A 13,640-nucleotide genomic window follows, 5' to 3' on the forward strand; every position below is an offset into this window, starting at 1 on the left:
GGACGGTACGGGCGTACGCCCCGGAGCCGGCCGGTCCGCGTACGGCGCCGCGCGCGGGCGGGGCGGCGGGTTCCGGGCGAGACTGCGGCCATGGACTTCACCATCAGGGCCGTACGATCCGACGAGCACACCGCGCTGGGCGAGCTCACCGCCCGGGCCTACCTCCACGACGGGCTGCTGGACTTCGGGGAGAGCGACGAGCAGCTGTCCCTGCTGCGCGATGTGGCCGCCCGGGCCGCCGGGGCGCGGGTCCTGGTGGCGGCCGACTCCGACGGCGAGGGCCGGCTGCTGGGCGGGGTGACCCTGGCGCCGCACGGCGGGCCGTGGGCCGAGCGGGCCCGGCCCGGCGAGGCCGAGCTGCGGATGCTCGCGGTGGCGGCCGGGGCGCGGCGCCGGGGAGTCGGTGAGGCCCTGGTGCGGGCCTGCGCCGAGCACGCGGCAGGGTTCACCGGCGCGGCGCGCCCGGCCCGTACGACCCCGCCGGCGTCCACGGCGCGTACGGCCCTCCCGGCGCACCTGGCGCGTACGACTCCGCCGGCGCGACCGGCGCACAGGACCGGGGCGGCGCACCCGGCACGCACGGCCGGGGCGACGCATACGCCCGGATCCGGTCACGCGGCCCCCGCGACGGACCCGGTGACGGCGGCGGCCGCGAGCGCCGGCGCGCCCGGCGAGGCGGTCCCCGGCGGCCCCGCGGAGGTCTCCCGGCTGGTGGTGTCGACCCGGTCCGCGATGCGCCCGGCGCGCCGCCTCTGGGCGCGTCTGGGCTTCGTACGGACCCCCGATCGGGACTGGGAGCCGCTCCCCGGCGTCACGCTGCTCACTTACGCGCTGACGCTCTGAGGCGCCACGACACACAACATGTGGGGGGCGCTTCAGGAGGCTCCCCCCACATGTATGCTCGTCCTCGCTGTCGTCGCAGGGGAATCCGGTGGAAATCCGGAACTGTCCCGCAACGGTGTATTCGGTGCGCCTTTGTACGACCGAGCAGTCCGAAGACCTGCCGGCAGCGCTTCCGTGCCGCCCGGTCCGGAAGCCAGACGTCCGGGCCTCGCGGAATGGGCCTGCGGATGCGGTCACGCGCGCCCTGGTGCCCCCGGCGTGCCCCGCTCCGCCGGTGCCCGCCGCAGGTCCCCAGCCGAGCGAGGGAGAGCCCCCACCGTGACCATCGCGCCAGCCGATCCGGCCTCAGCAGTCACGAGCCAGGAGACGGAGACGGACGGCCCCGGGACCGTTCTGCTGCGGACCCTGACCGACCTCACCGCCGACCTGCCCGACACCGACCCCGGTCGGGTCGCCGCCGCCGCGCTGCGCGGCCGGCACGCGGGTTCGGACGAGGCCGAGCTGCGGGAGCTCGCCACCGAGGCGGCCGCCGGTCTGATCGGTGACGACCCGGCGTACTCCCGGCTCGCCGCCCGGCTGCTGACCCGGACCATCGCGGACGAGGCGGCCAGCCAGGGCTCGGTCTCCTTCTCCGCCTCGGTCGCCGTGGGACACCGCGAGGGGCTCATCGCGGACCGTACCGCCGCGTTCGCCGAGCTCCACCGGGAGCGGCTGGACGCGCTGATCGACACGGCCGCCGACGACCGCTTCGGCTACTTCGGGCTGCGCACCCTCTACAGCCGCTACCTGCTGCGCCACCCGATCACCCGCAAGGTGATCGAGACCCCCCAGCACTTCATGCTCCGGGTGGCCTGCGGACTGGCCGAGGACGAGTCGGCACGCGCGCTGGACGAGGTGGCGTCGCTCTACGGGCTGATGAGCCGGCTGGACTACCTGCCCTCCTCCCCCACCCTCTTCAACTCCGGCACCCGGCACCCGCAGATGTCCTCCTGCTATCTGCTGGACTCGCCGCTGGACGAGCTGGACTCCATCTACGACCGCTACCACCAGGTCGCGCGGCTCTCGAAGCACGCGGGCGGCATCGGCCTCTCGTACTCCCGGATCCGGTCCCGCGGTTCCCTCATCCGGGGGACCAACGGCCACTCCAACGGCATCGTCCCGTTCCTGAAGACGCTGGACGCCTCGGTCGCCGCCGTCAACCAGGGCGGTCGCCGCAAGGGTGCCGCCGCGGTCTACCTGGAGACCTGGCACTCGGACATCGAGGAGTTCCTGGAGCTCCGCGACAACACCGGTGAGGACCAGCGCCGTACGCACAACCTGAACCTGGCGCACTGGATCCCGGACGAGTTCATGCGCCGGGTCAACGCGGACGCCACGTGGTCGCTGTTCTCCCCGGCCGACGTGCCGGAGCTGGTCGACCTGTGGGGCGACGAGTTCGACGCCGCGTACCGCAGGGCGGAGGCCGCCGGGCTGGCCCGCAAGACCATGCCGGCCCGTGAGCTGTACGGCCGGATGATGCGGACCCTGGCGCAGACCGGCAACGGCTGGATGACGTTCAAGGACGCCTCCAACCGCACCGCCAACCAGACCGCCGAGCCGGGCCACACGGTCCACTCGTCCAACCTGTGCACCGAGATCCTCGAGGTCACGGACGACGGCGAGACCGCGGTCTGCAACCTGGGCTCGGTCAACCTCGGCGCCTTCGTCGAGAACGGCGACATCGACTGGGAGCGGCTGGACGCCACCGTGCGCACCGCCGTCACCTTCCTCGACCGGGTCGTGGACATCAACTTCTACCCGACCGAGCAGGCCGGCCGCTCCAACGCCAAGTGGCGTCCGGTGGGCCTGGGCGCGATGGGTCTCCAGGACGTCTTCTTCCAGCTGAAGCTGCCGTTCGACTCCCCCGAGGCACGCGCCCTCTCCACCCGGATCGCCGAGCGGATCATGCTCGCCTCCTACGAGGCGTCCTGCGACCTGGCGGAGCGCCACGGACCGCTGCCCGCCTGGGAGAAGACCCGCGCCGCCCGCGGTGTCCTGCACCCGGACCACTACGGCAGCGCCGTGGAGCTGACCTGGCCGGAGCGCTGGGCCGCGCTGCGCGAGCGGATCGCCGCCACCGGCATGCGCAACTCGCTGCTGCTGGCGATCGCCCCGACCGCGACCATCGCCTCCATCGCCGGTGTCTACGAGTGCATCGAGCCGCAGGTCTCCAACCTGTTCAAGCGCGAGACGCTCTCCGGTGAGTTCCTCCAGGTCAACGGCTACCTGGTGGAGGAGCTGAAGAAGCTCGGCGTGTGGGACGCGCAGACCCGCGAGGCGCTGCGCGAGGCCAACGGCTCGGTGCAGGGCTTCTCCTGGGTGCCCGCCGAGGTGCGCGCGCTCTACCGCACCGCCTGGGAGATCCCGCAGCGCGGCCTGATCGACATGGCGGCGGCCCGGACCCCGTTCCTGGACCAGTCGCAGTCGCTCAACCTGTTCCTGGAGACGCCGACCATCGGCAAGCTCTCCTCGATGTACGCGTACGCCTGGAAGCAGGGGCTGAAGACGACGTACTACCTGCGCTCCCGGCCGGCGACCCGGATCGCCCGTGCCGCCTCCGGCTCGGCTCCGGCCGCCGCCACCATCCCCGTACAGCAGGCGGCCGATCCCGAGGCCGTCGCCTGCTCCCTTGAGAACCCCGAGTCCTGCGAGGCCTGCCAGTAATGAGCTCCACCGAGAAGAACCTGCTCGATCCGGGATTCGAGCTGACCCTGCGTCCGATGCGCTACCCGGACTTCTACGAGCGCTACCGCGACGCGATCAAGAACACCTGGACCGTGGAGGAGGTCGACCTCCACTCCGACGTGGCCGACCTCGCCAAGCTGTCCCCGGGCGAGCAGCACATGATCGGCCGCCTGGTGGCGTTCTTCGCCACCGGTGACTCGATCGTCGCCAACAACCTGGTGCTGACGCTCTACAAGCACATCAACTCGCCCGAGGCCCGCCTCTACCTCTCGCGCCAGCTGTTCGAGGAGGCCGTGCACGTCCAGTTCTATCTGACGCTGCTCGACACCTACCTCCCCGATCCGGAGGACCGCGCGGCGGCCTTCGCGGCGGTCGAGAACATCCCCTCCATCCGCGAGAAGGCGCAGTTCTGCTTCAAGTGGATGGACTCGGTCGAGACGATCGACCAGCTGGAGACCCAGGCCGACCGCCGCCGTTTCCTGCTGAACCTGATCTGCTTCGCGGCGTGCATCGAGGGCCTGTTCTTCTACGGCGCCTTCGCGTACGTCTACTGGTTCCGGTCGCGCGGCCTGCTGCACGGCCTGGCGACCGGCACCAACTGGGTGTTCCGCGACGAGACGATGCACATGAACTTCGCCTTCGAGGTCGTGGACACCGTCCGCAAGGAGGAGCCGGAGCTCTTCGACGAGCAGCTCACCCAGCAGGTCACCGACATGCTGAAGGAGGCCGTCGAGGCGGAGCTCCAGTTCGGCCGTGACCTGTGCGGCGACGGTCTGCCGGGCATGAACACCGAGTCGATGCGCCAGTACCTGGAGTGCGTGGCTGACCAGCGCCTCCAGCGCCTGGGCTTCGCCCCGGTGTACGGCTCCGAGAACCCGTTCTCGTTCATGGAGCTCCAGGGCGTGCAGGAGCTGACCAACTTCTTCGAGCGCCGTCCGTCCGCCTACCAGGTGGCGGTCGAGGGCTCGGTGGACCTGGACGAAGACTTCTAGTCTTCCGGTCTTCCGGTCTTCCGGTCTTCCGGTCTGAGCGTGCCGCCGGTACGCCGAAGGGCCCGTTCACCCGTGCTTTCACGGAGTGGACGGGCCCTTCGGGGTTTCCGCGCGGGTTCCCGGCGGTACCGGGCACGCTGCCGGGCGGCCGGGGGCGTCAGCCCTGGGCGGCCAGCACCGAGCCGATCTCGCTCAGGAAGTCGTCCAGGTCACCGGGGTTGCGGGAGGTGATCAGCGTCCAGCCGTCGGCCTCGCAGCGCACCGCCGGGCCGTCCTTCCAGGTGCCGCCGGCGTTGATGATGTCGGTACGGACCGAGGCGTACGAGGTGAGGGTCTTGCCCCGCACCACGTCCGCCTCCACCAGGGCCCACGGCCCGTGGCAGATGGCAGCGACCGGACGGCCGGTGAGGGTGAAGGCGCGGACGGCCGCGACCGCCTTCTCCTCCAGCCGCAGCTGGTCGGCGTTGACGGTGCCGCCGGGGAGCAGCAGCAGGTCGTAGGCGGACACATCGGCGTCGGCCAGGGTGAGGTCGGGGGTGACGCTCTTGCCGGGGTCCTTGTCCCCGACCAGCGTCTGGACCGGCTCGTTCTTGACGGCGGCCACGTCCACCTGGGCGCCCGCAGCCCGCAGCCGCTCGACCGGGACGACCAGCTCGTCCTGCTCGACGCCGTAGTTGTGGACGACGGCCAGGACCGCCCGGCCGGCCAGCTCGTTCTCTGCCATGGCTGTTCTTCCTCTCGTCTGCTGCCATGGCACCGCGTACCCGCCCACCGGCCGCCCAGACCGGGCATTTCCCACCCATTCCGCCGCAGGCGCGGTCACGGGCGCGGGGTGACCGCGTCACTGGGCCGGTCCGTGCCGGGCGCTCGGCGGGGGCCAAGCCGTGGCCAGAGGTTGGCGAGTCGACGCCAACTCGGGGTGGCGGAGCCTTACGGCGTCCCGGGCCGGGGCAGAACCGGGGCGGACACCCCGCGTCCACCCCGTTCACCCCGTTCGCTCACCCCGACCAGGAGGCCACCCACCATGACCACCACCGGCACGCCCCCCGGCGGCGCGGCGGCCGCGCGGGCCCTGTCCCGGGCCCGTACGGCTCCGCTCACCCTGCTCGCGGCACTCGGCGCACTGCTGCTCGCCGCCGCTCCCGCCCCGGCCGCCGCGCTCGCGGCACCGTCCGACGTGAGCACCCGGGGCACCGCTCCGGCCTGTGTCACCCGGGACGTCATCAAGCAGAAGAAGACCGTCACCATCAGAAACGGCTGCGGAAAGGCCATGCATCTGAAGCTGGTCATCGACAACGGCCCGGACGGCCAGTGCTGGACCTATCAGAACGGCGAGGCCTACGTCTGGACCTGGAAGTCCGGCTCGTACGGCAAGGTGGTGACCTGCTGAGGCCGCGCCCCGCGCACACCGCACCCGCCGGAGGCCGCCGGCCGGGAGCGCCGGGGCGCCGGAGCGGCTCAGTCGTTGGCGACGACCGGGTAGCGCGGAGTGCCCTCGGCCATCTGCCGCAGCGCGTCCTTGCGCTCCCGCTTGGACAGCCGGTCGATGTAGAGGTAGCCGTACAGGTGGTCCGTCTCGTGCTGGAGGCAGCGGGCGAAGTAGCCGGTGCCGCGCACCTTGATCGGATTGCCCTGGGCGTCCTGGCCGCGCACCACCGCGTAGTCCGGGCGGGCCAGCGAGGCGTAGGCGGTCGGCACGGAGAGGCAGCCCTCGTTGGAGTCGTCCAGCACCCGCAGCTCGGGGGCCAGCTCCTCCAGGACCGGGTTGCAGACGACGCCGACATGGCGCACGCCCTCGTCGTCCGGGCAGTCGTAGACGAAGACCTTCCGGTCGACCCCGATCTGGTTGGCGGCCAGGCCCACGCCCTCGGCCGTCCGCTGGCTGGCGAACATGTCGTCGACGAGCCGGGCCAGTTCCTCACCGAACTCGGTGACGTCCTGGCACTCCTTGTGCAGCACCGGGTTGCCCACGACGGTGATGGGGCGGGAGGTGCCGCGCTCGCGGTGGGCCCGCTCGCGCTCCTCGCAGTCCTCGGTGTCCACGACGAACCCGTCGTTGATCTGCTGGTCCGTCTCCTGCTGCGCCATGTCCGCCTCTGCGCCTCTCTGCCTGTCTCCGCCTGCTCGGCCGGATGCCCCAGGTTCCGTGCCCGCCGGGCCCCGTGCGGGGAGCCGCCGGGACCGGGCCGGGGTGGTCGATGTGTGCGTACAGCCTACGGGCAGCGCGGGACGGCCCGGGGAGCGGTGGCGTGATCCGGTCCGCTCCCGGGCGGTGTCGCCTCCGGGTCCGCATCCGCCCGGGACGCACCGGCCGGAGACCGGAGCCCCCGGAGGCCCGGGGGCGACCGGACCGTCAGGTCAGCAGACCTCTTCCAGGTCCCGCCACTCCCGGCTGTCCGGGCTGTCCGCCACCCAGCCGTCCAGCAGCCCCCGCACCAGTCCGGCGGGCGCCGCGATGCCGCACTCCCGCTCCGGCACCCACAGCTCCCCCGGCGAGCGGTGGCCGAGCGGCCCCGGGTGGCCGGGCTCGCTGTGGTCGTGCGGGTCCAGGTGCTCGCCCTCGCCCTCGGCGCTGGGCATCCGGGACTCCGAACAGGCCCGGCAGAGCAGCCGGACCGACGAGGACCAGTCCTCGGCGGCGAACCCGGCATCGGCCGCCAGCCGCTCCAGCGCGTCCCGGTCCGCCTCGGTGGCCGCCTCCAGCAGCACCACCCAGGTCGGCACCGGCGAGGGGGCCCACAGCTCGATCTCGTCGAAGACCGGGAAGCTGTGCCCGGCGCTGGTGGTCCGCTCGCCGTGCGGGACGCCGTCGTGCAGCACCACCTCGCCCCAGCGCCGCCCGGAGGACGGCAGCGGAATGGAGAGCACCTCCATCCGGGCCGGGTCGAGCCGCCGGCCCCACACCACCTCGGCCTCGCCCTCCGGCGACAGCCGCACCGCCGCGCTGCCCAGCTCCATTCCGGCCGGCTCACCGCCCGCGGCGACCGCCCCGGGCACCTTGAGCCCGTACGCCTGCCAGGCCCGGCGGGCCAGCGGCCAGTCCTGGAGCGCGGTGGCGGCGATGCCCACGTTCCACCAGTCGGGCGCGCCGGTCTCCTTGTCGAGCAGGGCCACCGCCCGCAGCCCGGCGGTGCGCGCCTGCTCCCAGTCGTGCCGGAACTTGTGCAGCAGCGCCAGATTGAACCAGGACTCCGAGAGCCAGGGCTCCAGGTCCGCCGCCCGTGTCAGCAGCGCGCCCGCGTCCTCGTACCGCCCGTCCCCGATCAGCGTGAACGCGCGGTCGGTGGCCTGCCGCCACGAGGCGGAGGGCCGATGCCGTACCTTCCCGAAGATCCTCACGATTCCCGCCTAGCCGGTCGCTGAAGGTCACTGCCCCCGGACACCCTCCAGGGCCTGTCTTTCCGGGCCCCTGCCCGGTGCTCTGGCCGGGCCCCCGATCCCGCGACGGGGCCCTGGGCCGCTTCCGGCCCTCGCTGGCATCCAACCATGCCCGGTCGGGCGCCCGCTCATTACCCATGGGTTACCCGGTGCCCGCACCCCCGACGCCGCCCCGGACCGTCCGGGCGCCGGTGCGTTCCACCGGGTCCCGGGCGGCGGACCCGCCCGGGGTGCCGGCCCTCCGACCGCCTTCCCCCGCCCCGCCGTCGTACGCGCCCGGCCGCCCCGGTCCGGCGCAGCCGCCCGGCCGCAGGCCCCGGACAACGGCGAGCGAGGAGCGGACATGGCGGAGGGGGCGCCCACGCCATCGGTGGTGCGCCCCCTCCGTACGGACTCGGCCCCTCTTCTCTTTCGCGGGTCTTCGCCCACCGCGAACCCGCGAACCAGGGACCGCGAACCGGGTGCCGCTCCGGAACCGGGGCTACTCCTGGGTGGCCGGCCGGGGGTCCTCGCGGACGTCCCGGTCCGGGACCGGCTCACCGGCCCGGATCAGCTCGATCCGGCCCATGACCTTGGCCCGCAGATCGGCGGGCACGTCGTCATGGCCGCAGCACCGCTTGACCAGCTTCTTCACGGCCTGCTCCAGGCCGTACTTCTCCAGGCAGGGCGAGCACTCGCCGAAGTGCACCTCGAACTTGGTGCAGTCGCTGTCGGGCATCTCCCGGTCGAGGAACTCGTAGAGGTGATCGAGCACCTCCGAGCAGTCCGTCTCGTGCGGCTCTCCGCAGCTCATGAGCCCGCGCCCTTCCCGTCGTTCGTCGACTCCCCGGCTCCCGCCGGCACGAGCCCGCGGTCCCGGGCGTAGTCCTCCAGCATGGAGCGCAGCTGACGACGGCCACGGTGCAGCCGGGACATCACGGTGCCGATGGGCGTCCCCATGATGTCCGCGATCTCCTTGTAGGCGAAGCCCTCGACGTCCGCCAGATAGACGGCGATGCGGAACTCCTCCGGAATGGCCTGGAGCGCCGACTTCACATCGGAGTCCGGCAGATGGTCGAGCGCCTGCGACTCGGCCGACCGGAGCCCGGTCGACATGTGCGACTCGGCGCGCGCCAGCTGCCAGTCCTCGATCTCCTCGGCGGCGCTGCGCTGCGGCTCCCGCTGCTTCTTCCGGTACGAGTTGATGAAGGTGTTGGTCAGGATCCGGTACAGCCAAGCCTTGAGGTTGGTCCCCTGCCGGAACTGGTGGAAGGAGCCGTATGCCTTGGCGTACGTCTCCTGCACCAGGTCCTCGGCGTCGGCCGGGTTACGGGTCATCCGCAGGGCCGCCGAGTACATCTGGTCCAGGAACTCCAGAGCGTCCCGCTCGAAGCGCGCGTTGCGCTCGCCGGTCGTCTCCTCCGGGCCTTCGCCCGTCCCCGTGTCGGTCGCAGTGACCGGACCCACCTCCTCCAGCGTCGCGGCGGGACCGAGTGCGGACCCGCTCGATTCGGAGAATAGTCCACGGTCCGGACGGTTCGCCCCTTCCGGCGTCCGCCCCTCCCGCTGCGCCCGCTGTGCTCCGCCGGACCGCCCGGAGGTGGCCGCGGGCAGCACCGTCCACTCCAGCTCCGTGGCGCGCGAGCGGTTCGGGCAGATGGTCGCACCCATGCGGCGGACTCCCTCTCCTGGCTGTTCCGTTCACCGACGCCTCCCACAACACGGGCGTCCCGTCCCGCATTCCCGCGCCCCTACGCGCGTCACGCGGGGTTTCGCCGAGAGCTCACCCCGCCGGCAGCGCGACCAGCCAGCGCCCGGCGGCGGCCGTGATGATCTCCAGTGCCGCGTCCTGGCCGAACGGGGCCCGCTTGGGTACGGCGAAGGAGTGATCGCCGTACGGGACCTCCACCAGCTCGTGGCCGCCGGGCGGGAACTCCCCGGGACGCCCGAACGGGTCGTTGCCGCCCTGCACGACGAGGACCGGCACGCCCGCGCCCAGCAGCTCGTCGGCGCGCGACTTCTCGGGGCGGCCCGGCGGATGCAGCGGAAAGGAGAGCGCCAGGACGGCACGGGCGCCGAGCGCGGCGGCGGTGCGGCAGGCGACCCGGGCCCCGGCGCTGCGGCCGCCCGCCACCACCGGGGCGCCGGCCGCGCGCAGGGCCGGCCAGATGTCCCGCCACGCCTCGTCCAGCGTCTTCGGCGCGGGCGCCACCTTGCGGCCGGCCACCCGCCAGGGCTGCTCGACCAGGGCGACGGTGACCCCGGCGGCGGGCAGGGCGGCGGCCAGCGCCCGCAGGTCCCGGGCCGCCACCCCGCCACCCGCGCCATGGCCGAGGGCGAGCACCGACCGGGCGTCACCCCCGGCGGCGTACCAGGTGATCCGGGCGTCCCCGGCCCCGGTGGGCACGGTCTCGGTGGTCCCGGCGGGCTCGGTGGTCCCGGGCGGCTCGGTGGGCTCGGCGGTCCCGGAAGGCTCGGTGGTCATCCGCCCATCCTGCCCCGGGCGGCCCCACCGTACGGCCACGGGACGCGCGGCCACCGGAGCGGCCCGGAGGCGGCTCAGCGGCGACCACGGAGGCGCACCCCGGCCGGCGGGGCCCCGGCCCGGAGGCGGCTCGGGCGGCACAGCCGGCTCGGAGGCGGCTCAGAAGAGCGTGCCCTCCTCCGGCGCCTCCAGCTCGGTCAGCAGCTCGGGCCCGTTGTTGCGGACGTTGCTGACCGCCGAGGTCACCGGGTACGCCCGCATCAGCCCCTCGGGCGGTGGGGCCAGCAGCTCGCGCAGCTCCCCGGGCTCGGTGCGGGTCGGGTCCAGCCAGGCGTCCCAGCGGTCGGGGGTGAGCATCAGCGGCATCCGGGGGTGGATGTCCGCGAGCGAGCGGGGGCCCTCGGCCGGGGCGGCGGCCAGCGGGGCCGTCTCCGCCGCGGTGGTGATCACCGTGCAGGTCACCCACCAGGCGTCCGGGTGGTCGTCCGGCAGGGTGCGGTCGCGCCAGAACTCGTACAGTCCGGCCATCGCGAAGACCGAGCCGTCGGCCGGGGTGACGAAGTACGGCTGCTTGCGGGAGCGTTTCCGCTTCCCCTGCTCCTCCAGCTTCCGCTCGTCGCCGCCGGTGACCCACTCGTAATAGCCGTCGGCCGGGAGCAGACAGCGGCGGGCGGTGAACGCCTGCCGGTAGGACGGCTTCTCGTGGACGGTCTCGGCGCGGGCGTTGATCATACGAGCGGCGCCCTCCGGGTTCTTCGCCCAGGACGGCACCAGTCCCCACTTCAGCGGCCGCAGCTGGCGAACCGGACGGCGCGGATCCGCGTCCTTCTCCTTCGGCGGGCCCTCCGCGGCCTCCGGCGACGTCTCCGAGGTCTCCGGAGCCCCGGGAGCGGTCCGCCGGGGAGTCCCGGGAGCCCGGGGAGCCTTGAGGGGACGTTCGAGGACCGCGTACACCTCCTTGGTGGGAGCCACGTTCCAGTCCGGGGCCAGGGTCTTCGCCGGCTCCCACTTCTCTATGCCGAAGAGTCCGGTCAGGTCCTCGGGCCCACGACTCGCCGCATAACGTCCGCACATACCGGCCCAGCCTGCCATGGGTCCCGAGCCGCCGAGGAGCCGTTCTCACCAATGGCCAGCACCGATCTCCTCTCCGATCTCCAGAGCACCCAGCCGCCGCCGGAGGTCTGGCTGGTCGTGGCGACGGCGGTGGCCGCGCTCGCGGTGACCGTCCCGCACCGGGTCTGGCGGCTGGCCAGGAACGCGATCACCATCGCCCACGAGGGCGGCCACGGCCTGGTCGCCCTGCTCACCGGGCGCCGGCTCGACGGCATCCGGCTGCACTCGGACACCAGTGGCCTCACCGTCAGCCGGGGGCGGCCGACCGGGCTCGGCATGATCCTCACCGCCGCCGCCGGCTACACCGCGCCCTCGCTCCTCGGGCTCGGCGGTGCCTGGCTGCTTGCCGCGCACCGGATCACCCTGCTGCTCTGGGTGGCGACCGCGCTGCTGCTGGTCATGCTGGTGATGATCCGCAACGCCTATGGGGCGCTGACGGTGGTGCTGACCGGGGCCGCCTTTCTGCTGGTCTCCTGGCTGACCGGCCCGGACGTGCAGGCCGCCTTCGCCTACGGGGTGGTGTGGTTCCTGCTGCTGGGCGGGGTGCGGCCGGTCTTCGAGCTCCAGTCGAAGCGACGGCACGGCGGCGCCCCGGACTCGGACGCGGACCAGTTGGCCCGGCTCACCCACGTACCGCCGGCGCTCTGGCTCTTCCTCTTCCACGCCGTTTCGCTCTGTTCGCTGATCGGTGGTGGCCGCTGGCTGCTCGGGCTGTGATCGGGCCTGCCCGAAGGGGTCCCGCAACGCGACTAAAGTGAGAGGCATGACCGAAAGCGCCGTGCATCTCGATCTCTGGCCCGCCCCGTTCGCCGACGGGTCCGTCGCCGCGACCGTCACCGTGCCCGGATCCAAATCGGTCACCAACCGCGCCCTGGTGCTGGCCTCGCTCGCCTCCGAGCCGGGCTGGCTGCGCCGGCCGCTGCGGTCCCGGGACACCCTGCTGATGGCGGAGGCGCTGCGGGCGCTGGGCGTCGGCATCGAGGAGACGATCTCCTCCAGTTCCTCCAGCTCCGCCGCCGCGCCCTCGGTCACCGGCGACCCGGCCGGGGCGGGCGAGGCCTGGCGGGTCATCCCGTCCGGACTGCACGGCCCGGCCACCGTCGACGTGGGCAACGCCGGCACCGTGATGCGCTTCCTGCCGCCGGTCGCCGCCCTCACGGACGGCCCGGTCCACTTCGACGGCGACCCCCGCTCCCACGAGCGCCCGCTGCACGGGGTGATCGACGCGCTGCGGGTGCTGGGCGCCCGGATCGACGACGACGGCCGGGGCGCCCTGCCGCTCACCGTGCACGGCGGCGGCGCGCTGGACGGCGGCGTGGTGGACGTGGACGCCTCCTCGTCCTCCCAGTTCGTGAGCGCCCTGCTGCTCTCCGCCCCGCGCTTCAACCAGGGCGTGGAGGTGCGGCACACCGGCGCCCGGCTGCCCTCGATGCCGCACATCCGGATGACCGTGGACATGCTGCGCTCCGTCGGTGCCCAGGTGGACGAGCCGGAGACCGGCGGCGAGCCCAATGTCTGGCGGGTCTCGCCGTCGGCGCTGCTCGGCCGGGACCTGACCGTCGAGCCGGACCTCTCCAACGCCCAGCCCTTCCTGGCCGCCGCGCTGGTCACGGGCGGCCGGGTCACCATCCCGGACTGGCCCGAGCGGACCACCCAGCCGGGTGACGCGCTGCGGCAGATCTTCACCGAGATGGGTGGCTCCTGCGAGCTGACCGAGGCGGGACTGACCTTCACCGGCTCCGGCCGGATCCACGGCATCGACGTGGACCTGGGCGAGGTCGGGGAGCTGACGCCCGGCATCGCCGCCGTCGCCGCGCTGGCCGACTCGCCGTCCACGCTGCGCGGGGTGGCCCACCTCCGGCTGCACGAGACCGACCGGCTGGCCGCGCTCACCAAGGAGATCAACGAGCTGGGCGGCGATGTCACCGAGACCGCCGACGGCCTGGTGATCCGCCCCCGCCCGCTGCACGGCGGTGTCTTCCACACCTACGACGACCACCGGATGGCCACGGCGGGCGCGGTGATCGGCCTGGCGGTGCGCGGCGTGGAGATCGAGAACGTGGCGACCACCGCCAAGACCCTGCCGGACTTCCCGCAGATGTGGGCCGGAATGCTCGGGGCCTGAC

Annotated in this window: 12 protein-coding genes, 2 pseudogenes and 1 riboswitch; of the genes and pseudogenes, 7 read left to right on the plus strand and 7 right to left on the minus strand. The window is 73.3% G+C overall.

What is annotated here, in order from left to right; translation table 11 throughout:
* Positions 1–90: 90 nt before the first annotated feature.
* From NX801_RS30935 to NX801_RS01495, 4 genes and pseudogenes are all read left to right on the plus strand, one after another.
* A pseudogene (locus NX801_RS30935) lies at positions 91–516 on the plus strand (GNAT family N-acetyltransferase); the annotation flags it as partial.
* A gap of 189 nt (positions 517–705) precedes the next feature.
* Positions 706–843: pseudogene (locus NX801_RS30940) on the plus strand (N-acetyltransferase); the annotation flags it as partial.
* A 50-nt stretch (positions 844–893) separates the two neighbouring features.
* A riboswitch (cobalamin riboswitch) is annotated at positions 894–1,022 on the plus strand.
* Between the two features lie 139 nt (positions 1,023–1,161).
* Complete coding sequence (locus NX801_RS01490; protein ID WP_258784874.1) at positions 1,162–3,546, plus strand: ribonucleoside-diphosphate reductase subunit alpha; 2,385 nt, start codon at positions 1,162–1,164, stop codon at positions 3,544–3,546.
* On the plus strand, positions 3,546–4,559 hold the full coding sequence (locus NX801_RS01495; RefSeq protein ID WP_258784875.1) for a ribonucleotide-diphosphate reductase subunit beta: 1,014 nt from the start codon (positions 3,546–3,548) through the stop codon (positions 4,557–4,559). Before NX801_RS01490 ends, NX801_RS01495 begins: the two co-directional genes overlap by 1 nt.
* A 157-nt stretch (positions 4,560–4,716) precedes the next feature.
* On the opposite strand, the gene NX801_RS01500 is transcribed toward NX801_RS01495, so the two are convergent.
* A complete protein-coding gene (locus NX801_RS01500; RefSeq protein WP_258784876.1) occupies positions 4,717–5,283 on the minus strand; it encodes a type 1 glutamine amidotransferase domain-containing protein in 567 nt (188 codons plus the stop codon).
* Between the two features lie 300 nt (positions 5,284–5,583).
* On the opposite strand from NX801_RS01500, the gene NX801_RS01505 reads away from it, so the two are divergent.
* The gene (locus tag NX801_RS01505) at positions 5,584–5,949 is read left to right on the plus strand and encodes a hypothetical protein (RefSeq protein WP_258784877.1); all 366 of its coding nucleotides are present in this window, start codon (positions 5,584–5,586) and stop codon (positions 5,947–5,949) included.
* Positions 5,950–6,017: 68 nt separating this feature from the next.
* Here the strand turns inward: NX801_RS01505 and def are convergent, their stop codons facing one another.
* From def to NX801_RS01535, 6 genes are all read right to left on the minus strand, one after another.
* Positions 6,018–6,647 carry a peptide deformylase gene (gene def / locus NX801_RS01510; protein WP_258784878.1) on the minus strand — a complete coding sequence of 210 codons (630 nt, stop codon included), beginning with the start codon at positions 6,645–6,647 and terminating at the stop codon, positions 6,018–6,020.
* Between the two features lie 270 nt (positions 6,648–6,917).
* Positions 6,918–7,898, minus strand: a complete 981-nt coding sequence (locus NX801_RS01515; RefSeq protein WP_258784879.1) for a tetratricopeptide repeat protein — start codon at positions 7,896–7,898, stop codon at positions 6,918–6,920.
* Positions 7,899–8,418: 520 nt separating this feature from the next.
* Positions 8,419–8,730 (minus strand): mycothiol system anti-sigma-R factor, encoded by a 312-nt coding sequence (rsrA, locus tag NX801_RS01520; protein WP_258784880.1) that lies wholly within the window; start codon positions 8,728–8,730, stop codon positions 8,419–8,421.
* Complete coding sequence (locus NX801_RS01525) at positions 8,727–9,383, minus strand: sigma-70 family RNA polymerase sigma factor (protein WP_258785214.1); 657 nt, start codon at positions 9,381–9,383, stop codon at positions 8,727–8,729. The genes rsrA and NX801_RS01525 overlap by 4 nt, the downstream gene beginning before the upstream one ends.
* 316 nt (positions 9,384–9,699) lie before the next feature.
* Positions 9,700–10,401 carry an alpha/beta hydrolase family protein gene (locus NX801_RS01530; protein ID WP_258784881.1) on the minus strand — a complete coding sequence of 234 codons (702 nt, stop codon included), beginning with the start codon at positions 10,399–10,401 and terminating at the stop codon, positions 9,700–9,702.
* A 159-nt stretch (positions 10,402–10,560) separates the two neighbouring features.
* Complete coding sequence (locus NX801_RS01535) at positions 10,561–11,475, minus strand: SOS response-associated peptidase (RefSeq protein WP_258784882.1); 915 nt, start codon at positions 11,473–11,475, stop codon at positions 10,561–10,563.
* A gap of 51 nt (positions 11,476–11,526) precedes the next feature.
* Here NX801_RS01535 and NX801_RS01540 point away from each other — a divergent pair, with 51 nt between their 5' ends.
* Complete coding sequence (locus NX801_RS01540) at positions 11,527–12,231, plus strand: M50 family metallopeptidase (RefSeq protein WP_258784883.1); 705 nt, start codon at positions 11,527–11,529, stop codon at positions 12,229–12,231.
* Between the two features lie 46 nt (positions 12,232–12,277).
* Positions 12,278–13,639 carry a 3-phosphoshikimate 1-carboxyvinyltransferase gene (gene aroA, locus NX801_RS01545; protein ID WP_258784884.1) on the plus strand — a complete coding sequence of 454 codons (1,362 nt, stop codon included), beginning with the start codon at positions 12,278–12,280 and terminating at the stop codon, positions 13,637–13,639.
* The last annotated feature ends 1 nt before the right edge of the window (position 13,640 follow it).

Origin of the sequence: Streptomyces pyxinae (assembly GCF_024756275.1) — a bacterium.
GTDB lineage: Bacteria > Actinomycetota > Actinomycetes > Streptomycetales > Streptomycetaceae > Streptomyces > Streptomyces pyxinae.

What these genes read in the sequence shown, in the direction of transcription:
- NX801_RS01495 (WP_258784875.1), top strand. Translation starts at nt 3,546, where the DNA reads ATGAGCTCCACCGAGAAGAACCTGCTCGATCCGGGATTCGAGCTGACC.
- NX801_RS01500 (WP_258784876.1), bottom strand. Translation starts at nt 5,283, where the DNA reads ATGGCAGAGAACGAGCTGGCCGGCCGGGCGGTCCTGGCCGTCGTCCAC.
- NX801_RS01505 (WP_258784877.1), top strand. Translation starts at nt 5,584, where the DNA reads ATGACCACCACCGGCACGCCCCCCGGCGGCGCGGCGGCCGCGCGGGCC.
- def (WP_258784878.1), bottom strand. Translation starts at nt 6,647, where the DNA reads ATGGCGCAGCAGGAGACGGACCAGCAGATCAACGACGGGTTCGTCGTG.
- rsrA (WP_258784880.1), bottom strand. Translation starts at nt 8,730, where the DNA reads ATGAGCTGCGGAGAGCCGCACGAGACGGACTGCTCGGAGGTGCTCGAT.
- NX801_RS01530 (WP_258784881.1), bottom strand. Translation starts at nt 10,401, where the DNA reads ATGACCACCGAGCCTTCCGGGACCGCCGAGCCCACCGAGCCGCCCGGG.
- NX801_RS01535 (WP_258784882.1), bottom strand. Translation starts at nt 11,475, where the DNA reads ATGTGCGGACGTTATGCGGCGAGTCGTGGGCCCGAGGACCTGACCGGA.
- NX801_RS01540 (WP_258784883.1), top strand. Translation starts at nt 11,527, where the DNA reads ATGGCCAGCACCGATCTCCTCTCCGATCTCCAGAGCACCCAGCCGCCG.
- aroA (WP_258784884.1), top strand. Translation starts at nt 12,278, where the DNA reads ATGACCGAAAGCGCCGTGCATCTCGATCTCTGGCCCGCCCCGTTCGCC.